Genomic DNA, 19,830 nt, shown 5'->3' with positions numbered 1-19,830 from the left:
GAGGTGACATCGACCTTGAATGCCCCGGCCGCGTACGTGCCCCAGCCGACCATCCTGGTGGGGGTGGACTTCGGGCCGGGTTCCTCTTTCGATCCCACGCTGGACGAGCTGGCTCTGCTGGCCGAGTCTGCCGGCGATGCCCCGGTGGCGCGTCTGACGGCGCGTCGCAAGGCTCCCGACGCGGCCTTGTTCGTCGGCGAGGGCAAGGCTGAAGAAATCAAGGCGCTGGTCACCCTGCACCAAGCCGCTGGCGTCCTCTTCGACCAGGCGCTGTCTCCCGCACAGCAGCGCAACCTCGAGCGTTTCCTGGGGGTGCCGGTGGCTGATCGCACCACGCTCATCCTGGAAATCTTTGCCCAGCGGGCTCGCAGCCACGAGGGCAAGCTCCAGGTGGAGCTGGCGCGTCTGCAATACCTGTCCACCCGTCTGGTGCGCCGCTGGAGCCACCTGGAGCGTCAGCGCGGCGGGGTGGGGCATCGAGGCGGGCCGGGCGAAACCCAGATCGAGCTGGACCGCCGCATGATCGGCCAGCGCATCAAGTCGGTGAAGGCCCAGCTGGAGCGGGTCAAGCGTCAACGCCAGACCCAGCGGCGCTCGCGCGAGCGCAGTGGCACCTTCAAGGTTTCCCTGGTGGGGTACACCAACGCGGGCAAGTCCACGCTGTTCAACGCGCTGGTCAAGGCCCGCACCTACGCGGCCGACCAGCTCTTCGCGACGCTGGACACCACCACCCGACAGCTCTACCTGGCCGATGCCGACCGCACGGTCAGTCTGTCCGATACTGTGGGCTTCATCCGTGATCTGCCTCACGGCCTGGTGGAGGCTTTCCATGCCACGCTGCAGGAGGCCGCCGATGCCGACTTGCTGTTGCATGTGGTGGATGCCTCCAGTGCGGGCTGGCGCGAGCAGATCGACGAAGTCCAGCGGGTGCTGGCTGACATCGGCGCTGCGGAACTTCCGCAGATCCTGGTCTTCAACAAGCTGGATGCCCTCGAGCCCAGCCAGCGCCCGCGCGATCGGGTGGACCAGTTCGAGCTGACGCCTCACCGCTCGGCCCCCAGAGTCTTTGTCAGTGCCGCCCAGGGGGAAGGTCTGGATGCCTTGCGGCGGCTCGTGGCCGATGCCTCCCTGGGACGGGCTGGTGAGACAGCGTCAGCATCGCAGGCACCTGTGTACGAATCCGATGTGGCGAATGCCGAAGCCCCGACTCCCATGAACACCACCGTCCTTGTCGCATGAGCATGAACATTCGCTTCTTTCCTCCTCCCGGTGCGCATCGTCCCGGCAGGCTGCGCTCCCTGGCCGAAACGGGCCGGGCGTTGGCGCGGGCTGTGTGGGCCACGCTCGTCTGGCCGGTGCGCGGTGTGTTCAACCTGAATGACCCTCGCTGGGGGCGCAGTCTGGACCCCCAGGGCAACGAGCCGACGCGCAACCAAGGCTCCGGGGGCGGGGGTCGCAATGACGGCCCCCCCGACCTCGATGAGCTCTGGCGGGACTTCAATCGCAAGCTCAGCGGCCTGTTCGGCGGCCGCCCAGGCGGTCCTCAACGTCCCAATGGTTCGGGCAACAACGGCTCAGGCGGCGGCTTCCAGCCGCCCGACATGAAGGGCGCGGGCATCGGCGCGGGTCTGATCGCCGGCGTGGCTGCACTCATCTGGCTGGGCAGCGGCGTGTTCATCGTCCAGGAAGGCCAGCAGGCCGTGGTCATGACTTTCGGTCGCTACAGCCACACGGCGGAAGCGGGTTTCAAATGGCGGCTGCCTTATCCCTTCCAGTCGCATGAGACGGTGCCTGTCACTCAACTGCGTTCGGTGGACGTGGGCAGCATGTCCGTGGTGCAGGCCACGGGTTTGCGTGATTCGTCCATGCTGACGCAGGACGAGAACATCGTGGACATCCGCTTCACGGTTCAGTACCGGCTGAAGGATGTGAAAGACTACCTGTTCGAGAACCGGCGACCTGATGATGCCGTGATCCAGGCAGCAGAGTCCGCCGTGCGCGAGGTCGTGGGGCGCAGCGCCATGGATGCCGTCCTCTACGAGCAGCGTGACGCGATCGCGGCTGAGTTGGTGAAGTCGGTGCAGGCTCAGCTTGACCGCCTGCGCGCCGGCATCGTGATCTCCAACGTCAATATTCAGAGCGTGCAGGCCCCCGAGCAGGTGCAAGCGGCGTTCGACGATGCCCTCAAGGCCAGCGCTGATCGTGAGCGCCTGAAGAATGAGGGTCAGGCCTATGCCAACGACGTGATTCCGCGCGCCCAGGGTACGGCGGCACGCCTGCGCGAGGAAGCCGAAGCCTATCGCGCACGTGTCGTCGCTCAGGCCGAAGGTGACGCGGATCGCTTCCGCAGCGTGCTGGCCGAGTACCAGCGTGCGCCTGCCGTGACGCGTGATCGCCTTTACATCGAGACCATGCAGCAGATCTACAGCAATGTGAGCAAGGTCATGGTGGACACGCGCAACAACAGCTTGCTGTATCTGCCTCTGGATAAGCTTATCCAGGGGGGTGCGGCCGCGTCACCCGCCCAGGCCGCCCCGTCCGCCGAGACGCCTCAGCAACCCCTGCCGATGTCCAGCGACAACCGCCTGCGCGACCCTCAGCGCAGCCGGGAGCGCGACGCCCGCTGACCGCCGAGCCGAGACCCACGAGGACCCCATGAATCGCATTGGAATGATCGTCTCGACCCTGCTGCTGGCCATCGTCGTGGCCGGGTCGATGCTTTTTGTCGTCGACCAGCGTCAGTTCGCCGCGGTGTACGCCCTGGGTGAGATCAAGGAAGTCATCAGCGAGCCGGGCTTGAAGTTCAAGCTCCCGCCGCCCTTCCAGAACGTCGTTTTCCTGGACAAGCGCATCCAGTCGTTGGACAGCCCCGAGACACGCCCCATCTTCACCGCAGAAAAGCAGAGCCTGGTGATCGACTGGCTGGTGAAATGGCGCATCACCGACCCGCGCCAGTTCATCCGCAACAACAATGGCGCCGATGTGCGTAACGCCGAAGTGCGGCTGGCGCCGATCGTGCAGGCGGCCTTCAACGAGGAAGTCACTCGCCGCACCGTGCGTGCGGTGGTGTCGACCGATCGTGAGCGCGTGATGCAGGCGGTGCAGGCTCGTCTGGCAGAAGATGCGAAAAGCTTCGGCATCGAAATCGTGGATGTGCGCATCAAGCGCGTGGACTTCTCTGCCAGCATCACCGATGCGGTCTATCGCCGCATGGAGTCGGAGCGCCGCCGTGTGGCCAATGAGCGCCGATCGACCGGTGCCGCCGAGGGAGAGAGCATTCGCGCCGATGCGGACCGGCAGCGCGAGGTCATCGTTGCAGAGGCCTACCGGGAAGCCCAGAAGGTCAAGGGCCAGGGCGATGCCCAGGCTTCGGCGATCTACGCAGCTGCCTTCGGGCGCGATCCCCAGTTTGCGCAGTTCTACCGCAGCCTGGAGGCCTATCGCCAGAGCTTCCGCAGCAAGTCTGACGTGATGGTGATCGATCCCAACGGGGACTTTTTCCGCTCGATGCAGAACAGCGGCACCGGCACGTCCCCGAGCCGCCGCTGATGCTCATGGGGGAGGTGATCCTTGCTGCGCTGGCCTTGGTGCTGGTTTTCGAGGGCCTTCTCCCTTTCCTGAGCCCCCGGGTCTGGCGCCGCGTTTTCGAGCAGGCACTCCTCCTGCGTGACGGCCAGTTGCGCTTTGTCGGATTGCTCAGCATGCTGGCCGGCCTGTTGCTCCTGCTGTTTGCCGTCTAGGCCCGCACGCACCGCCGCTGTGCCGTCGTGGCAGGGCGCGCCACGCCGGTACAATCACGTTTTTAATCCCCCTCCTGCTTTCCCATGTCTTCTGCTTGGCTCCTGCCCGAGCACATCGCCGACGTCTTGCCTTCCGAGGCGCGGCGTATCGAGGAACTCCGGCGCGTGCTGCTCGACGCGGCCCGTTGCTGCGGCTACGAGCTGGTGATGCCGCCCATGCTGGAGCATCTCGAATCCCTGCTCACTGGCGCGGGAGGGGAACTCGACCTGCGCACCTTCAAGCTGGTCGATCAGCTCAGTGGCCGCACGCTGGGTGTGCGTGCCGATGCCACGCCCCAGGTCGCTCGCATTGACGCACATCTGCTGAACCGCGAGGGCGTGACCCGGCTGTGCTACTGCGCCCCCGTGCTGCACACCCGCCCAGCCGGCCTGAGGGCGACCCGCGAACCCCTGCAGTTCGGCGCCGAGATCTATGGGCATGCCGGGCTGGAAGCCGATCTGGAAGTGCAGGAGCTGGCGCTCACCGCGCTGCAACGGGTCGGCGTGCAGGGGCTTGCGCTGGATCTGGCCGACGCCCGCATCGTCCGCGCCCTGCTGGCGGGTGTCCCCGTCGAGGCGGCCACCCTGGGCGAGGTCTATCGGTGCCTCGCGGCCAAGGACACGGCAACGTTGCAGCAGCTCACGGCGGGCTTCCCAGCCGAGGCACGCGCGGGCTTGCTGACCCTCACCGAACTGTACGGGGGGCTCGAGATCCTGGCCGAGGCGCGTCGCCGTCTGCCCGCGAGAGCCGCCATCGGTGCGGCGCTTGATGACCTCACCTGGCTGACCGATCACCTCGCCCGGGACTTCCCGGAGGTGGCGATCGGGCTGGACCTGGCCGACCTCAGCGGCTACGCCTACTACAGTGGGGCGCGCTTTGCCGTCTATGCCGCAGGCAGCCCGGATTCGCTGGTCCGAGGCGGCCGGTATGACGAGGTGGGAGCGGTGTTCGGCCGCAATCGCCCGGCGGTGGGCTTCAGCACCGACCTCAAGGAGGTGGTGGGCCTGGCCCGCGTGGCAGGCACCCGTGCGGCCGTGCGAGCGCCTTGGGGTGAGCAGCCGGCGCTGCGAGAGGCCGTGCGAGGCCTGCGCGAGCAGGGCGAGATCGTCGTGTGTGTGCTGCCTGGGCACGAACACGAGGTGCAGGAATTCGAATGCGATCGCGAGCTGGTGGCCGAAGGCGACCGCTGGGTGGTCCGGCCGCTCTGAGCGGCCGGTGCCTGCCATCCGACATTTTTTCGATTGGGACCGTTAGACATGACTCAGCACACCAGTGGCCGCAACGTGGTTGTGGTCGGCACGCAGTGGGGCGACGAAGGCAAAGGCAAGGTCGTTGACTGGCTGACCGACCATGCCAGCGCCGTCGTGCGCTTCCAGGGGGGCCACAATGCCGGCCACACCCTCGTCATCAAGGGCAAGAAGACTGCCCTGCAGCTCATTCCCTCGGGCATCATGCGTGAGGGCGTGGCCTGCTACATCGGCAATGGGGTGGTGGTCGATCCCACGCACCTGCTGACCGAGATCGAGCGCCTGGAGGCTGCCGGCCTGGAGGTGCGCTCGCGCCTGTTCATCAGCGAGTCCTGTCCCCTCATCCTGCCGTTTCACGTGGAGGTCGATCGAGCCCGCGAGGCGCTGCGCGAATCGAGCGGCGCCGGCAAGATCGGCACCACCGGCAAGGGCATCGGCCCGGCCTACGAGGACAAGGTGGCCCGCCGCGCGTTGCGGGTGCAGGACCTCAAGCACCCCGAGCGGTTCGCCGCCAAGCTGCGCGAGCTGCTGTCCCTGCACAACTTCGTGCTGGAGGGCTATCTGAAGTCCGAGGCGCTCGCGTTCGAGCCCATCTTCGAGCACGCCATGAAGGTGGCCGAGCAACTCAAGCCCATGATGGCCGACGTGGGGGTGCGGGTCCATCAGACGAACGTGCAGGGCGGACATGTGCTCTTTGAGGGTGCCCAGGGCACGCTGCTGGACATCGATCACGGCACCTATCCCTATGTGACGTCGAGCAACTGCGTGGCCGGCAATGCCGCCGCGGGCTCGGGCGTGGGCCCGGACAAACTGCACTACATCCTGGGCATCACCAAGGCCTACACCACCCGGGTGGGCTCGGGCCCGTTCCCCACCGAGTTGCCGATCGACGAGCCGGGCACCGTGGGGCACCACCTGTCCACCGTCGGCCAGGAACGCGGCACCGTGACCGGCCGCGCTCGCCGCTGTGGCTGGCTCGACGCGGCGGCCCTGAAGCGCTCGGTCCTGATCAACGGTCTCTCGGGGCTGTGCATCACCAAGCTCGACGTGCTCGACGGCCTGGATGAAATCAAGATCTGTGTCGGCTACGAACTGGGTGGCCAGCGGATCGACATCCTGCCGCTGGATGCCGACGACATCGTGAACTGCAAGCCGATCTATGAAACCTTGCCGGGCTGGAAGGGGACGACGGCGGGCATCACGCAATGGGATCAGCTGCCGGTCAACGCACGCGCCTACCTCGAGCGCATGCAGGATTGCATCGGTGCGCCCATCGACATGGTGTCCACCGGGCCGGACCGCGACCACACCATCCTGCTGCGCCATCCGTACAAGGCCTGAGCCCCTCAGGCCTCATCACCCTGCAAGATATTTTTCCCGCTTTCCTGCAATGACGAGCAAGCGCAAGGAGCCTGCATGCTGACCGACGACGGCAAACACCTCTACGTGTCCTGGGATGAATACCACATGCTCATCGAGCGTCTGGCGCTGAAGGTGCACAACTCGGGCTGGCAGTTCGACCAGATCCTGTGCCTGGCCCGTGGCGGCATGCGCCCGGGCGATGTGCTCTCGCGGGTGTTCGACAAACCCCTGGCCATCATGTCCACGAGTTCCTACCGGGCCGAGGCCGGCACCATCCAGGGGCGCCTGGACATGGCCAAGTACATCACCATGCCCAAGGGCGAGCTGGCTGGGCGGGTGTTGCTGGTCGATGATCTGGCCGACTCCGGCGTCACGCTCAAGGCCGTGGTCGAGCGCCTGCGGGGCATGCCGGCCATTGCCGACCTGCGCTCGGCCGTGATCTGGGTGAAGGGGGTGTCCAGCTATGTGCCGGACTATCATGTGGAAATGCTGCCCACCAGCCCCTGGATCCATCAGCCCTTCGAGGAATACGACAACTTGCGTCCCGAGGGGTTGGCGAAGAAGTACGCGGTTTGATCGCTCTCGATAAAACCGCCGCCACTTCCTGCCTCACGCCGGGCCGGTCACGGGAATGCCGTGGCTGGCCCTTCTTCTTGGGCGATGCGAAGTTGCACGCCCCAACGAAAAAGCCCCGCATCAAGGATGCGAGGCTTTCGTATTTGGTGCCCAGGAGAGGACTCGAACCTCCACGGAGTTACCCGCTAGTACCTGAAACTAGTGCGTCTACCAATTCCGCCACCTGGGCTTTGGTTCTTTACTCACACTATCTGGCTAAGCAAGATAGCGTTTGTCAGAACAGACGGAGATTCTATCATCAATAATTCGAACACTGCAAGCCCCTCTGTCGCTGCCTCGCTGATGAGCGAGGCCGAGGGCACCGTCATCGGACATCGCGACGGTCACGGCTTTGTGCGTCGCGACGACGGCCAGGCCGACATCTATCTGTCACCCCAGGAAATGCGCGCCGTCCTGCACCGGGACCGCATTCGCGTGCGCGTGGTACGGCTGGATCGCAAGGGGCGTCCCGAGGGGCGGGTGCTGGAGATCATCGAGCGAAAGAAGTCGCCCATCATCGGACGGTTGCTGCACGAGGGTGGTGTGTGGCTGGTTGCACCCGAGGACAAGCGCTACGGCCAGGACATCCTCATCCCGAAGAACGCCACGGCCAAGGCTCAGGCCGGACAGGTGGTGGCAGTCGAACTGACCGAACCACCTTCCATGTATTCCCAACCGGTGGGGCGCGTCACGGAAGTGCTCGGTGAGATCGACGATCCCGGCATGGAGATCGAGATCGCAGTGCGCAAGTACGAGGTGCCGCACCAGTTTTCGCCCGAAACGCTGGCGCAGGCGGCCAAGCTGCCTGACAAGATTCGCGCGGTCGATCGCAAGCACCGCATCGACCTGACGGATGTGCCGCTGGTCACCATCGACGGCGAGGACGCGCGGGATTTTGATGATGCCGTGTACTGCGAACCCGCACGTGTCGGGCGCGGCAAGGGGTGGCGCCTCGTGGTGGCCATCGCTGACGTCAGCCACTATGTGAAGCCGGGCGAGGCGCTCGACGCGGATGCTTACGAGCGGGCCACGTCGGTCTATTTTCCGCGTCGCGTGATTCCCATGCTGCCCGAGAAGCTCTCCAACGGCCTGTGCTCGCTCAACCCGGAGGAGGACCGTCTGGCGATGGTGTGCGACATGCTGATCACTGCCAAGGGTGAGATCCATGCGTACCAGTTCTTTCCCGCAGTGATCTGCTCGCATGCGCGCTTCACCTACACCGAGGTCGCGGCCATCCTGGCCAACACGCGCGGACCTGAAGCGGTTCGCCGCAAGGCGCTGGTGCCGCATCTGCTCAATCTGCATGAGGTCTATCGCGCGCTGCTGCGCGAGCGCGCCGAGCGCGGAGCGGTGGACTTCGAGACCGTCGAAACCCAGATCGTCTGCGACGACAATGGTCGCATCGAAAAGATCGTGCCGCGGGTGCGCACCGAGGCACACCGCCTGATCGAGGAGGCCATGCTGGCGGCCAACGTCTGCTCGGCGGACTTCATCGCACGGGCCAACCACGCGGCCCTGTTCCGGGTGCACGAAGGTCCTACGCCGGAAAAGCGCACGATCCTGCAGAACTACCTGCGTGCGCTGGGGCTGGGGATGACCATTGGCGACGACCCGCACCCGCGTGAGTTCCAGGCCATTGCCCAGGCCACGAAAGATCGGCCGGACGCGGCGCAGATCCATTCGATGTTGCTGCGATCCATGCAGCAAGCCGTCTACACCCCGGTGAACAGCGGCCACTTCGGTCTGGCCTACGAGGCCTACACCCATTTCACCAGCCCCATCCGGCGCTATCCCGACTTGCTCGTGCACAGAGTGATCAAGGCCCTGTTGCTGGGGCAGCGCTACAGGCTGAGTGGATTGCTGGAGGAGCCGGCATCGTCCCGACGCGGTGCCGCGCGCAAGATCCCGGCGGTTGAGATGGCGCAGTGGGAGGCCGCAGGGATTCACTGCAGCAGCTGCGAGCGCCGGGCCGATGAGGCCTCCCGTGATGTCGAAGCGTGGCTCAAGTGCCGCTTCATGCGCGACCACCTGGGCGAGGAGTATGCCGGTACCGTCAGTGCCGTCACCAGCTTCGGGCTGTTCGTCCAGCTCGACGCCCTGTATGTGGAGGGGCTCGTCCACATCACCGAGCTGGGGGGCGAGTACTACCGTTTCGACGAGGTGCGACAGGAACTGCGGGGGGAGCGCACCGGGACACGCTACGCGGTGGGCGCACGAGTGCGGGTGCAGGTCATCCGCGTGGACCTTGATGGTCGCAAGATCGACTTCCGCATGGTGCGCGAGGCCGGCGAGGAGCGCCCGGCGGTGCGGGGCGGCAGCAAGCAGGCCCGCCTGGCCCAGGTGGAGGAGGCGGACCGGGATGTCAAGGCCCGGATCCGCGCGACCAAGGGTGGCAAGGCGCCCACTTCTGCCAAGCGTGGCGCCAAGGGGGCAGCCAAGAGCGTGTCAGCCAAGACGGCCAAGCCCCGCACGCGCCGCAAGTAGCGGGTCGGGGCAGGCGCTCAGTGAACGCCAGAGCTCATCGTCTTGATGAGCCGGCTGGCCGTCAGTGGCCCACGACGCCCCGAGGCGTGCCAGTGGTCAGCGGCCGCACCGTGGTGGTGGACACCCGCGCGCGTGGCCTGCCAGGCCGTGACGCCCTGGGTCCAGACGCCCGCGATCCAGCCTGCCAGCACGTCGCCGGTGCCGGCGGTGGCCAGCGCGGCGTTGCCGGTTGCGTTGATCCAGATCGGCAGTCCAGGCGATACCACCACCGTGCCCGAGCCCTTGAGCGCCACGGTGCTCCCCAGCCGCTCGGCCAAGGCTCTTGCGGCTGCGAGCCGGTCGGCCTGTACCTCGGTGCTGCTGCATCCCAGCAGGCGCGCAGCCTCGAGGGGGTGGGGGGTGAGCACGGTGGGCTGGCCGCGCTTCGCACGGCGTGTCAGCTGGGTCTGCAAGCCGGAATCACCGGCGATGGCGTTCAGTGCGTCGGCATCGAGCAGCAAGCGAGGGGCCCGGCCCAGCCAGAGCGGCAAGGCTGATGCGATCTCGCGGCCGCCGCCGCAACCACACACCACCGTGAGCGCGTCGGTGGGCAACTGGCTGGCCGCGTGTGACCGGCGCCCCATCAATTCCGGATGGGCAGGGTCGAGCAACGGAGCCCGGTCGTCCAGGGGCTGCACATAGACTCGCCCTGCGCCCGCCGCAAGGGCGGCGCGGGCGGCGAGCCAGGCGGCGCCGGTCATGCCGGGCGCCCCACCCACCACCAGCACGTCGCCGAAGCTGCCCTTGTGCTGGGCATGACGTCGGGGCAGCGCAGCCATCGTTTCAGGCGCCAGCCCGAGGGAGGCCTCGGGCAGGGTGTCCGGCGAGACGTCCAGGTCGTCAAACCATACCTGCCCGGCCAAGTCTCGCCCCTGGCCGGTGAACAGCCCAGGCTTGAGGGTCAGCAGGCACAGCGTGTGGTCGGCTCTCACGGCCAGCGTGGGTGCGTCGGCGAGGCAACGTCCCGTGTCTCCGTCCAGACCGGTGGGCAGGTCCACTGCCAGAACGGGGCCCGGGTGTTGCCGCAGACGCTTCACGGCTTCGGCGATCAGACCATCGGGCGAACGTCGATGGCCCAGGCCGAGGAGGGCGTCGATCGCCAGGCTGCCGGCCGGCAGTGCTTCAGGCACGGCCCCAAGCTCGATCGGCACGCCGGCCGCCTGCGCCTGGCTGAGGGCCCAGGCGGCGTCAGGGGGCAGCCGTGCAGGGTCGCCCAGCAGATGGACCTGAACGCTGCGGCCTGCCGACTGAAGGTGAACGGCGGCGAGCAGGCCGTCGCCCCCGTTGTTGCCCGGACCCGCCAGGATCGAGACATCGCGCAGGTGAGGTGCCACGGCCAGTGCCAGCCTTGCCACGGCGAGTCCGGCGCGTGCCATGAGGGTATGTGGGGGCAGTTCAGCCTGCGCGGCCTGCTCGATGCGGCGGCTGTACTCGGTCCCGAACAGCGGCCACGGGGCGTGTGGAGAATCGGCCCGAACGGGCAAGGGAGCGTGGCGGGGTGCCCTCATGCGAGCGCGGCCTCGACCGCCCCTGCCAGGGTGAGAAGGTCATCATCGCGTTCTGCCCCCGCCCACAACATCAGGCCCACCGGCCAATCGCCCGGGCGGTGGCAGGGCAGGGTGATGGCGCAGCCATCCAGGAGGTTGACCACCGAGGGGTTGCGCAGAAGAAGGGCGTTGGTCCGGAAGAACACATCGTCGTCATCAGCCAGCCCGATGATCGGAGGTGCCACACAGGGCACGGTCGGCGACAGCAGGGCATCGAAGCCTGCGGTTCTCGCCTCGACTCGCTGGATCCAGTCGGCGCGGGCCTGCTGCAGAGTGAGGTAGTCTGAAGCCGGTACGTCCTGTCCCTTGCGGATGCGCTGCGCCACCCGGGGGTCGTACTCTGCTTCGCGCGTGGCCAGCAGGTCACGATGCCAGGTCCAGCTTTCCACGGCAGCAAAACTGCAGCGCGCCTGCAGCGAGACCAGTTCCGCCAGTTCGGGCAGATCGATCTCGTCGATGCGCGCACCGGCCTGGCGCAGGCGATCCAGGGCTGCTTCGAAGCTGCGAGCGACGGCGGGTTCGAGGCCGTCCAGCATCAGGGTTCGGGGGACTGCCAGCCGCCAGAGAGGCCACGGCCGTTCGCGCCGGGCAACCGTCCTGTCAGCCAGCACCTCGTGCATGCGCACGGCGTCGCGAACCGACCGGGTGATGGCGCAGGCGGTGTCCAGGGTGGGGGACAAGGGGATGCAGCCCTGCAACGGGACACGGCGGGCCGTGCATTTGAAGCCCACGAGGCCTTGCAAGGCGGCAGGAATCCGGATCGACCCCCCAGTGTCGGAGCCCAGGGCCGCCCAGGCGGCGCCGGTCGCCACAGAGACGGCGGCTCCCGAACTGGACCCGCCGGGGATCCGGGGGGTGGTTGCGTCCAGCGCGAGGGTGACCGGATTGGCCGGCATGGGGCTGTGGGGATTCCAGCCCACCCCGGAAAAGGCGAACTCGGTCATGTGGGTATGGCCCACGAGCGCCGCCCCGGCTCGCCGCAGGCGCGCGACGGCCGCGGCGTCGGTGGTGGCCGCAGGGCGTCCTTGCAGAACGCGAGACCCTGCGGTGGTGGGCTGACCGGCCACATCGAACAGGTCCTTGACACTGATCGCCATGCCGGCCAACGAGGGCAGCGGTGCGCCGGCCTCGCGTGCCCGGTCTGCGGCGAAGGCTGCAGACCGGGCCTGGGCGTCGAAATGCCTCACGAAAGCTCGGGCCGCCTCACCGTGAGCACGCGCCAGCGCATCTTCGATCAGGTCCGAGGCGGTGCACCGGCCCATGCTGAGGAGGCGGTGCGCGTCGGTCAGGTCCGAGGGGCTGCTCATGCTATAATCTTTCGGTTTACCTTTTCACGCATCTCAGCCTGCGTGCTCAGGCTGCGTGGGGGTAAGCAAATCGCGAATCCGGCCATCGAACGGTCATCGATAGATGCAAAAAGGTGTCGTCGGCCTCAGCTGTGCGCAGAGGCGGCGATTGGCGCCGGATTCTAGACCCAACCTTTGGAGTGATCCCATGTCCGTCACCATGCGTGAAATGCTGGAAGCCGGTGTCCATTTCGGGCATCAGACCCGCTTCTGGAACCCCAAGATGGCCCCCTACATCTTCGGCCATCGCAACAAGATTCACATCGTCAACCTCGAGAAGACGCTCCCGATGTTCGAGGAGGCGATGAAGTTCGTTCGCCAGCTCAGCAGCCGCCGTGGAACCATTCTCATGGTTGGCACGAAGCGTCAGGCCCGCGAGATCGTCGCTCAGGAAGCCCAACGCGCTGGCATGCCCTTCGTCGATCAGCGCTGGCTGGGCGGCATGCTGACCAACTTCAAGACCGTCAAGGCGTCGCTGAAGAAGCTCAAGGACATGCAGGCGCAGGTCGAGGCTGGTCTGGACCAGCTCAGCAAGAAGGAAGCGCTCCTGTTCCAGCGCGAACTGGCCAAGCTGGAAAAGGACATCGGCGGCATCCAGGACATGAACGCCCTGCCGGATGCCTTGTTCGTGATCGACGTGGGCTACCACAAGATCGCCGTGGCTGAAGCCAAGAAACTCGGTATCCCCGTGATCGGTGTGGTGGATACCAACCACTCGCCCTCCGAGATCGACTACGTGATCCCGGGCAACGATGACTCCGCGAAGGCGGTGGCCCTGTATGCCCGCGCCGTTGCCGACGCCGTGCTGGAAGGTCGTGCCAACGCAGTCAACGACGTCGTGCAGGCCGTCTCGGCCACCGGCGAAGATGAATTCGTGGAAGTCAACGAAGCGGCCTGACAACGCGCCCACGGACACCACGAGGGGCTGTTCAGCCCCTTTTTTTCAACACGAATCGCATGGAACCCTGGCCGCTGCCCGTGAAGAGGTGCGGCCCGTGACACAGGAGAGCAAAAATGCCCGCAATCACTGCAAGCATGGTGGCTGAACTGCGCGCCAAGACCGACGCGCCGATGATGGAATGCAAGAAGGCACTGACCGAGGCCGATGGTGACCTGGCCCGTGCCGAGGAGATCCTGCGCGTCAAGCTGGGCAACAAGGCAGGCAAGGCCGCATCGCGCGTGACCGCTGAAGGGGTGGTGGCGGCTTCCGTCAACGGCACGACGGGCGCCCTGGTGGAGGTGAACTGTGAGACGGACTTCGTCTCCAAGAATGACGCCTTCCTCGCTTTCTCGAAGGCTGTGGCTGATCTGGTTGCCCAGAACAATCCGTCCGATATCGAGACGCTGAACGGCTACGCGCTGTCGATGGAAGGCTTCGGCCCCACCGTGGAAGACGTGCGCAAGGGCCTGATCGGCAAGATCGGCGAGAACATGTCGATCCGCCGCTTCAAGCGCTACGCCGGCGGCAGCAAACTGGCCTACTACCTGCACGGCACCCGTATCGGTGTGGTCGTCGAGTTCGATGGTGACGATGTGGCGGCCAAGGACGTCGCGATGCACATCGCTGCCATGAAGCCCGCGGCCCTGTCCTCGGCAGACGTGCCGGCCGAACTGGTCGAGAAGGAGCGCAAGATCGCTGCCGAGAAGGCCGCCGAGAGCGGCAAGCCGGCCGACATCGTGGCCAAGATGGTCGAAGGCTCGGTGCAGAAGTACCTCAAGGAGGTGTCTTTGCTGGACCAGGTGTTCGTGAAGGCGGCCGACGGCAAGCAGACCGTGGGGCAGTATCTCAAGGGCGCCAGCACCACCATCAAGGGCTTCACCCTCTACGTGGTGGGCGAAGGCATCGAGAAGAAGCAGGACGACTTTGCAGCCGAAGTGGCTGCGCAGGTGGCTGCGGCCAAGGGCCAGTAAGGTTCTGGCACCGCTGAACCGATACACTTTTCACGCGCAGCCCAAGGACGACGGAGGATCTGCATGCCGACCTACAAACGCATCCTGCTCAAGCTCTCGGGCGAGGCCCTGATGGGTGACGATGCGTACGGCATCAACCGTGCCACGATCGTGCGCATGGTCCGTGAAATCCAGGAAGTCACGGCCCTGGGTTGCGAGGTGGCGGTCGTGATCGGCGGCGGCAACATCTTCCGCGGCGTGGCCGGCGGCTCGGTCGGCATGGACCGGGCCACCGCCGACTACATGGGCATGCTGGCCACCGTGATGAACGCGCTGGCGTTGGCCGATACCATGCGCCAGGAGGGGATGACGGCGCGGGTGATGTCGGCCATCGGCATCGAACAGATCGTCGAACCTTATGTCCGTCCGAAGGCCCTGCAGTACCTCGAAGAGGGCAAGCTGGTGATCTTCGCCGCGGGCACCGGCAATCCTTTCTTCACCACCGACACGGCAGCGGCGCTGCGGGGGGCCGAGATCGGTGCCCAGATCATGCTGAAAGCCACCAAGGTGGACGGGGTGTACACGGCCGATCCGAAGAAGGACCCCGAGGCAACGCGCTATGCCAGCATCAGCTTCGACGAAGCCATCGTGAAGAACCTGCAAGTCCTGGACGCCACGGCTTTTGCCCTGTGCCGCGACCAGAAACTGCCGATCAAGGTGTTCAGCATCTTCAAGCCCGGTGCGCTCAAGCGCGTGGTGCTCGGAGAGGATGAGGGCACCCTGGTCCATGTTTGAGGAGCATCGTTTCCATGAGCATCGCAGACATCAAGAAGACCGCTGAGCAGAAGATGGCCAAGTCCATCGAAGCGTTCAAGCATGAGTTGTCCAAGATCCGAACCGGCCGTGCGCATCCCGGACTGCTTGACCAGGTCCAGGTCGAGTACTACGGCTCCATGGTGCCCATCAGCCAGGTGGCCAACGTGACCCTGCTGGATGCCCGCACGATCAGTGTCCAGCCCTGGGAAAAAGGCATGGGCCCGAAGATCGAGAAAGCCATCCGCGAGTCCGACCTGGGGCTGAACCCGGCGGCTCAAGGCGACCTGCTGCGTGTGCCCATGCCTGCACTCACCGAGGAGCGCCGCAAGGAGTTGACGAAGGTGGTGCGCCATGCCGGCGAAGAGGCCAAGGTGGCCGTGCGCAATCTGCGTCGTGACGCCAATGAGCATGCCAAGAAGCTGCTCAAGGACAAGCAGATCACCGAGGACGACGAGCGACGTTCGCAGGACGAGATCCAGAAGCTCACCGATCGCACGGTGGCCGAGATCGACAAGCTGATCGCGGCGAAAGAAGCCGAGATCATGGCAGTCTGAGCGTTGGCTTGACGGCGCGTCCGCACTCGATCGGCTCGGAGTTGCAGTCTTGATGCCGCGCCACGTGGCCATCGTCATGGACGGCAATGGCCGCTGGGCCAGTCGTCGGCTCATGCCCCGGGGTGTTGGTCACAAGGCTGGTGTCGATGCCTTGGTTCGCACCGTGCAGGCCTGCCTCCAGCGCGGCATTCCCTACCTGACCGTCTTCGCCTTCTCCTCCGAGAACTGGAAGCGTCCCCAGGATGAAGTGAGCGGTCTGATGTCGCTGGTCCTGACGGCGATGTCGAACCATCTGAGCGAACTGGCCCGGCAGGGTGTGCGCATCCGCATGGTGGGTGACCGCAGCGCCGTCTCTGAGCAGGTGGGTCGTGCCTGGACGCAGGCCGAGGATGCGACCCGGCACAACGAGCGCATGATTCTGTCGGTGGCGTTCAATTACGGAGGACGCTGGGACATGGTGCAGGCCTGTCGACGGATCATGGCCAGTGGGGTGCGTCCTGAGGATGTCGATGAGGCCACCCTGGCACGGCATCTGGCTTTGTCGCATGCGCCGGACCCCGATCTGTTCATCCGCACCGGCGGAGAACTGAGGATCAGCAATTTCCTCCTCTGGCAGGCAGCTTACGCCGAGCTGTACTTCACCGATTGCCTCTGGCCCGATTTCGGGGAACTGGAGCTCGACCGTGCCCTGCAGGCCTATGCCGGGCGCGAGCGCCGCTTCGGGCAGGTGAGCGCCGATATCCGGGAAGCCTGACCATGCTCAGACAGCGCGTGATCACTGCGGTGGTGCTGCTCCTTCTGGCCTTGCCTTCGTTGCTGGCACGTGAGCCCGTGTGGTTTGCGCTGTTCAGCGGCGTTGTGGTGGCGGCTGGCGCCTGGGAATGGTCACGCCTGAATCAGGCGGGCGGTGCATCAGCTTACCTCAGCGCCATCCTGATGGCGGCCGGCTGCGCAGCCCTTTGGTGGCTGGCCGCACCACCCCAGACATTGAATCTGCTGTGGTGGCTGGCTTTGGCTGTTTGGGTCCTCGGAGGGGCTTGGGTACTGCGTGGTGGCGTGGCGGGTTGGGCCCGTGCCCCCCGGGGGGCGCGCTGGGCGCTCGGGCTGGCGTTGCTCTGGCTGGCATGGCTCGCACTGAACCAGGCCAAGGCGGTGGGCGTGAACCATCTGCTGTCGATCCTGTGTCTCGTCTGGGTGGCGGATATCGCCGCCTACTTCGGCGGGCGAGCCTTTGGTCGCCGCAAACTGGCCCCGGCCATCAGCCCGGGCAAGAGCTGGGAGGGGGTCTGGAGCGGGCTGGCCGGCGTGCTGCTGCTGGCCTTGATCTGGACGGCCGTGGATGGCCTGGGGTGGGTGGACAGTCCGAGCCTCTACTCCGTGCTGCAGGCGCGATGGGGCTGGCTGGGCTTGATCCTGGTCTGCATTTTCCTCGGGGCCATGAGCGTGGTGGGCGATCTTTTCGAGTCGCTCGTCAAGCGCGCGGCCGGTGCGAAGGACAGCAGCCGCCTGTTGCCCGGTCATGGGGGCGTGCTCGACCGTGTCGATGCATTGCTGCCGGTGTTTCCGATCGCAGTGGCGCTGGGAGGTCTCTGAGATGGTGCAGCGCGTGTGCATCCTCGGGTCGACCGGGTCCATCGGCACCAGCACCCTGGACGTGATGGCATTGCATCCGGATCGTTTTCAGGTCTGGGCCCTGACGGCCCACCGACGGGTCGATGAGATGCTGGCGCAATGTCTGCAATGGCGCCCGCGCTACGCCGTGATGACGGATGCGGCTGCGGGGTCCCGCCTGCGGCAGTTGTTGCGAGAGGCCGGAGCGCGTACCGAGGTGCTCGATGGCCCGGGAGCGCTGGAGCTCGTGGCGGCACATCCCGATGTGGATACGGTGATGGCAGCGATCGTCGGCGCGGCGGGTCTGGCTCCGTGCCTGGCCGCTGCACGGGCGGGCAAGAAGCTCCTGCTGGCCAACAAGGAGGCGCTGGTTGTCGGAGGAGCCCTCTTCCTGGATGCCGTGAAGGCGGGGGGTGCCAGGTTGCTGCCGATCGACAGCGAGCACTCCGCCATCTTTCAATGCCTGCCGGAGGATCCGCAGACCTGGGCCGATCGCATCGATCGCATCGTGCTCACCGCATCCGGGGGGCCGTTTCGTGACCGCGACCCGGCCAGTCTGGTCGAGGTGACGCCTGAGCAGGCCTGTGCCCACCCCAACTGGGTGATGGGCCGCAAGATCTCGGTGGATTCGGCCACGATGATGAACAAGGCGCTCGAAGTGATCGAGGCGCGCTGGCTGTTCGACCTGAGCCCCGAGCGCATCGAGGTGCTCATCCATCCCCAGAGCATCATCCACTCCATGGTGGTGTGCCGCGATCATTCCGTGCTGGCCCAGCTGGGCACGCCCGACATGAAGGTGCCCATTGCCTACGGCTTGGCCTACCCCGAGCGCATCGAGTCCGGTGCCAGCCGGCTGGACCTCACCCGCACCGCAGCGCTGAGCTTTCACGAACCTGACCCCCAGCGCTTCCCCGGGCTGGGACTGGCCTGGGAGGCGCTGGCGGCGCGCCACGGCACCACCGCCGTGCTGAATGCCGCCAACGAAGTGGCCGTGGCAGCCTTCCTGGACGGAACCATCCGCTTCGATCAGATTCACACGGTGAACCTGCGCACCCTTGAGGCCGTGCTGCCCGAGCCCGGCGTGCGGGATTCGCTGGAGGCCCTGCTCGCACTCGATGCCCAGGCCCGGCGGCAGGCGGAAGCGACCGTCTTGGAGCTGTCGGCATGATCACCACCGTTCTGGCCTTCCTGGTGACGCTGGGCGTCCTCATCGTCATTCACGAATGGGGGCACTACCGTGTGGCCCGCGCCTGTGGCGTCAAGGTCCTGCGCTTCTCGGTGGGGTTTGGGCGGGTGATCTGGCGACGCCAGCGCCACCCCGACGCCACCGAGTTCGTCGTTTGCGCCTTGCCCTTCGGCGGTTATGTGCGCATGCTGGACGAACGCGAGGGGGTGGTGCCAGCCGACCAGGTCCACCAAGCCTTCAACCGCCAGCCCCTGCGCTCCCGTGCAGCCATCGTGGCGGCTGGGCCCGCGGCCAACCTCCTCCTCGCGGTCGGGCTGTATGCCGCAGTGGCCTGGATCGGCATGGATGAACCCAAGGCGGTTCTGGGAGCCCCGGTGACGGCCAGTCTGGCCGACCGGGCCGGGGTGCGCGCCGGAGACTGGGTGCAGGCGGTTCGCACCGAGACAGGTGAGCCGCAGACAGTGCGCTCGTTCAGCGACCTTCGCTGGCACATCACGGAGGCGGCTGTCGCCGAGCAGGATCTGCATCTGGAAGTGACCGATGCGCAGGGGCGCCAACCGAGATGGATCCGCCTGCCTTTGTCTTCGCTGGGCGCGCGCGAGGTCGATGCCCAGCTCATGCAGAAGGTGGGCCTGGGGGCTCCCTACAGCGAGCCTGTGATCGGCGAGGTGCTGGCCGACGGACCGGCGGCCCGGGCCGGGCTGCGGGAGGGAGACCGTGTGCTGAGCGTTGATGGCCAGCCCGTGCCGGACGCTGCCCGACTGCGTGAGCGCATCCGTGCTGCCGTCAGCCCCTCGGGTGAGGCTGTGCCCATGTCGTGGCGCGTCGAAAGGGCAGGGCAGTCGTTTGACGTGCAGATCACCCCCACCGTGCGTCAGCAAGGGCAGCAGCGGGTCGGGCGCGTGGAAGCCTTCGTGGGGCGACCGGTTGAAATGGTGACGGTCCGTTACGGCGTGTTCGACGGTGTCGCCTATGCCGCACAGCGAACCTGGGACGTGTCCATCCTGAGCTTGCGCATGCTGGGCAAGATGCTCGTGGGCGACGCATCGCTCAAGAACCTGAGCGGCCCGCTGACCATTGCCGACTTCGCGGGCCAGTCCGTGCAACTGGGCCTGGCCTACTATCTGGGTTTTCTGGCTCTGGTGAGTGTCAGTCTGGGCGTGCTCAACCTGCTGCCACTGCCCGTCCTCGACGGAGGGCACCTGATGTATTATCTTTTCGAAGCAGTGACGGGGCGTCCAGTCTCCGAAGTGTGGCTGGAACGGCTGCAGCGCGGCGGCGTCGCCATCATGCTCATGTTGATGTCACTTGCCCTCTACAACGACGTCGCCCGTCTTCTGGGTCTCCACTGAC

At 66.2% G+C, this 19,830-nt stretch carries 18 protein-coding genes and 1 tRNA gene; 16 read left to right on the top strand and 3 right to left on the bottom strand.

Features of this window, described 5'->3' with window-relative positions:
• Window positions 1-15 precede the first annotated feature (15 nt).
• From hflX to C1704_RS01915, 7 genes are all read left to right on the top strand, one after another.
• Entirely contained in the window at window positions 16-1,239 is a 1,224-nt protein-coding gene (gene hflX / locus C1704_RS01945) for a GTPase HflX (RefSeq protein WP_245876350.1), read from the top strand.
• Window positions 1,240-1,241: 2 nt separating this feature from the next.
• Window positions 1,242-2,627 (top strand): FtsH protease activity modulator HflK, encoded by a 1,386-nt coding sequence (gene hflK, locus C1704_RS01940; RefSeq protein ID WP_104300479.1) that lies wholly within the window; start codon window positions 1,242-1,244, stop codon window positions 2,625-2,627.
• A gap of 28 nt (window positions 2,628-2,655) precedes the next feature.
• Window positions 2,656-3,549, top strand: coding sequence for a protease modulator HflC (hflC, locus tag C1704_RS01935; protein ID WP_104300477.1), 894 nt, complete (start codon window positions 2,656-2,658; stop codon window positions 3,547-3,549).
• 5 nt (window positions 3,550-3,554) lie between these two features.
• Window positions 3,555-3,740 (top strand): DUF2065 domain-containing protein, encoded by a 186-nt coding sequence (locus tag C1704_RS01930; RefSeq protein WP_104300942.1) that lies wholly within the window; start codon window positions 3,555-3,557, stop codon window positions 3,738-3,740.
• Window positions 3,741-3,824: 84 nt separating this feature from the next.
• Entirely contained in the window at window positions 3,825-4,988 is a 1,164-nt protein-coding gene (locus tag C1704_RS01925) for an ATP phosphoribosyltransferase regulatory subunit (protein ID WP_104300475.1), read from the top strand.
• A gap of 48 nt (window positions 4,989-5,036) precedes the next feature.
• Window positions 5,037-6,368 (top strand): adenylosuccinate synthase, encoded by a 1,332-nt coding sequence (locus tag C1704_RS01920; RefSeq protein WP_104300473.1) that lies wholly within the window; start codon window positions 5,037-5,039, stop codon window positions 6,366-6,368.
• Between the two features lie 75 nt (window positions 6,369-6,443).
• A complete protein-coding gene (locus tag C1704_RS01915) occupies window positions 6,444-6,965 on the top strand; it encodes a phosphoribosyltransferase (protein ID WP_104300471.1) in 522 nt (173 codons plus the stop codon).
• 144 nt (window positions 6,966-7,109) lie between these two features.
• Here C1704_RS01915 and C1704_RS01910 read toward each other — a convergent pair.
• Window positions 7,110-7,194: transfer RNA gene (locus C1704_RS01910), tRNA-Leu, on the bottom strand.
• A 113-nt stretch (window positions 7,195-7,307) separates the two neighbouring features.
• Between C1704_RS01910 and rnr the strand changes: the two genes are divergently transcribed.
• On the top strand, window positions 7,308-9,488 hold the full coding sequence (gene rnr, locus C1704_RS01905; RefSeq protein WP_104300469.1) for a ribonuclease R: 2,181 nt from the start codon (window positions 7,308-7,310) through the stop codon (window positions 9,486-9,488).
• Window positions 9,489-9,505: 17 nt separating this feature from the next.
• Here the strand turns inward: rnr and C1704_RS01900 are convergent, their stop codons facing one another.
• Both C1704_RS01900 and C1704_RS01895 read right to left on the bottom strand, forming a co-directional pair.
• Window positions 9,506-11,035 carry an NAD(P)H-hydrate dehydratase gene (locus tag C1704_RS01900; protein ID WP_104300467.1) on the bottom strand — a complete coding sequence of 510 codons (1,530 nt, stop codon included), beginning with the start codon at window positions 11,033-11,035 and terminating at the stop codon, window positions 9,506-9,508.
• Window positions 11,032-12,381: an amidase gene (locus C1704_RS01895; RefSeq protein WP_104300465.1), complete on the bottom strand. Its 1,350-nt coding sequence runs from the start codon at window positions 12,379-12,381 to the stop codon at window positions 11,032-11,034. Before C1704_RS01895 ends, C1704_RS01900 begins: the two co-directional genes overlap by 4 nt.
• A gap of 187 nt (window positions 12,382-12,568) precedes the next feature.
• On the opposite strand from C1704_RS01895, the gene rpsB reads away from it, so the two are divergent.
• The 8 genes from rpsB (at window position 12,569) to rseP (ending at window position 19,829) form a co-directional block, all read left to right on the top strand.
• The gene (gene rpsB, locus C1704_RS01890; protein WP_104300463.1) at window positions 12,569-13,318 is read left to right on the top strand and encodes a 30S ribosomal protein S2; all 750 of its coding nucleotides are present in this window, start codon (window positions 12,569-12,571) and stop codon (window positions 13,316-13,318) included.
• A gap of 116 nt (window positions 13,319-13,434) precedes the next feature.
• A complete protein-coding gene (gene tsf / locus C1704_RS01885) occupies window positions 13,435-14,331 on the top strand; it encodes a translation elongation factor Ts (RefSeq protein WP_104300461.1) in 897 nt (298 codons plus the stop codon).
• A 63-nt stretch (window positions 14,332-14,394) separates the two neighbouring features.
• Window positions 14,395-15,105: a UMP kinase gene (gene pyrH, locus C1704_RS01880; protein WP_104300459.1), complete on the top strand. Its 711-nt coding sequence runs from the start codon at window positions 14,395-14,397 to the stop codon at window positions 15,103-15,105.
• 14 nt (window positions 15,106-15,119) lie between these two features.
• Complete coding sequence (gene frr / locus C1704_RS01875; RefSeq protein ID WP_104300457.1) at window positions 15,120-15,680, top strand: ribosome recycling factor; 561 nt, start codon at window positions 15,120-15,122, stop codon at window positions 15,678-15,680.
• 52 nt (window positions 15,681-15,732) lie between these two features.
• On the top strand, window positions 15,733-16,434 hold the full coding sequence (gene uppS, locus C1704_RS01870; protein WP_104300455.1) for a polyprenyl diphosphate synthase: 702 nt from the start codon (window positions 15,733-15,735) through the stop codon (window positions 16,432-16,434).
• A 2-nt stretch (window positions 16,435-16,436) separates the two neighbouring features.
• Window positions 16,437-17,273, top strand: coding sequence for a phosphatidate cytidylyltransferase (locus C1704_RS01865; RefSeq protein WP_104300453.1), 837 nt, complete (start codon window positions 16,437-16,439; stop codon window positions 17,271-17,273).
• Between the two features lies 1 nt (window position 17,274).
• Complete coding sequence (gene ispC / locus C1704_RS01860; protein ID WP_104300451.1) at window positions 17,275-18,459, top strand: 1-deoxy-D-xylulose-5-phosphate reductoisomerase; 1,185 nt, start codon at window positions 17,275-17,277, stop codon at window positions 18,457-18,459.
• On the top strand, window positions 18,456-19,829 hold the full coding sequence (gene rseP / locus C1704_RS01855) for an RIP metalloprotease RseP (protein ID WP_104300449.1): 1,374 nt from the start codon (window positions 18,456-18,458) through the stop codon (window positions 19,827-19,829). Before ispC ends, rseP begins: the two co-directional genes overlap by 4 nt.
• Window position 19,830 lies beyond the last annotated feature (1 nt).

The organism is Caldimonas caldifontis (genome assembly GCF_002930615.1).
Lineage (GTDB): Bacteria > Pseudomonadota > Gammaproteobacteria > Burkholderiales > Burkholderiaceae_C > Caldimonas > Caldimonas caldifontis.
The sequence above is the reverse complement of the archived record's forward strand: the minus strand, read 5'-3'. Positions and strand labels throughout refer to the sequence as shown.

Coding starts and splice junctions, on each gene's coding strand:
- C1704_RS01930 (WP_104300942.1), top strand. CDS start 3,555: ATGGGGGAGGTGATCCTTGCTGCGCTGGCCTTGGTGCTGGTTTTCGAG.
- tsf (WP_104300461.1), top strand. CDS start 13,435: ATGCCCGCAATCACTGCAAGCATGGTGGCTGAACTGCGCGCCAAGACC.
- ispC (WP_104300451.1), top strand. CDS start 17,275: ATGGTGCAGCGCGTGTGCATCCTCGGGTCGACCGGGTCCATCGGCACC.
- rseP (WP_104300449.1), top strand. CDS start 18,456: ATGATCACCACCGTTCTGGCCTTCCTGGTGACGCTGGGCGTCCTCATC.
- C1704_RS01895 (WP_104300465.1), bottom strand. CDS start 12,381: ATGAGCAGCCCCTCGGACCTGACCGACGCGCACCGCCTCCTCAGCATG.
- pyrH (WP_104300459.1), top strand. CDS start 14,395: ATGCCGACCTACAAACGCATCCTGCTCAAGCTCTCGGGCGAGGCCCTG.
- C1704_RS01915 (WP_104300471.1), top strand. CDS start 6,444: ATGCTGACCGACGACGGCAAACACCTCTACGTGTCCTGGGATGAATAC.
- frr (WP_104300457.1), top strand. CDS start 15,120: ATGAGCATCGCAGACATCAAGAAGACCGCTGAGCAGAAGATGGCCAAG.
- hflK (WP_104300479.1), top strand. CDS start 1,242: ATGAACATTCGCTTCTTTCCTCCTCCCGGTGCGCATCGTCCCGGCAGG.
- C1704_RS01900 (WP_104300467.1), bottom strand. CDS start 11,035: ATGAGGGCACCCCGCCACGCTCCCTTGCCCGTTCGGGCCGATTCTCCA.
- C1704_RS01925 (WP_104300475.1), top strand. CDS start 3,825: ATGTCTTCTGCTTGGCTCCTGCCCGAGCACATCGCCGACGTCTTGCCT.
- C1704_RS01920 (WP_104300473.1), top strand. CDS start 5,037: ATGACTCAGCACACCAGTGGCCGCAACGTGGTTGTGGTCGGCACGCAG.
- rnr (WP_104300469.1), top strand. CDS start 7,308: ATGAGCGAGGCCGAGGGCACCGTCATCGGACATCGCGACGGTCACGGC.
- C1704_RS01865 (WP_104300453.1), top strand. CDS start 16,437: ATGCTCAGACAGCGCGTGATCACTGCGGTGGTGCTGCTCCTTCTGGCC.
- uppS (WP_104300455.1), top strand. CDS start 15,733: ATGCCGCGCCACGTGGCCATCGTCATGGACGGCAATGGCCGCTGGGCC.
- hflC (WP_104300477.1), top strand. CDS start 2,656: ATGAATCGCATTGGAATGATCGTCTCGACCCTGCTGCTGGCCATCGTC.
- rpsB (WP_104300463.1), top strand. CDS start 12,569: ATGTCCGTCACCATGCGTGAAATGCTGGAAGCCGGTGTCCATTTCGGG.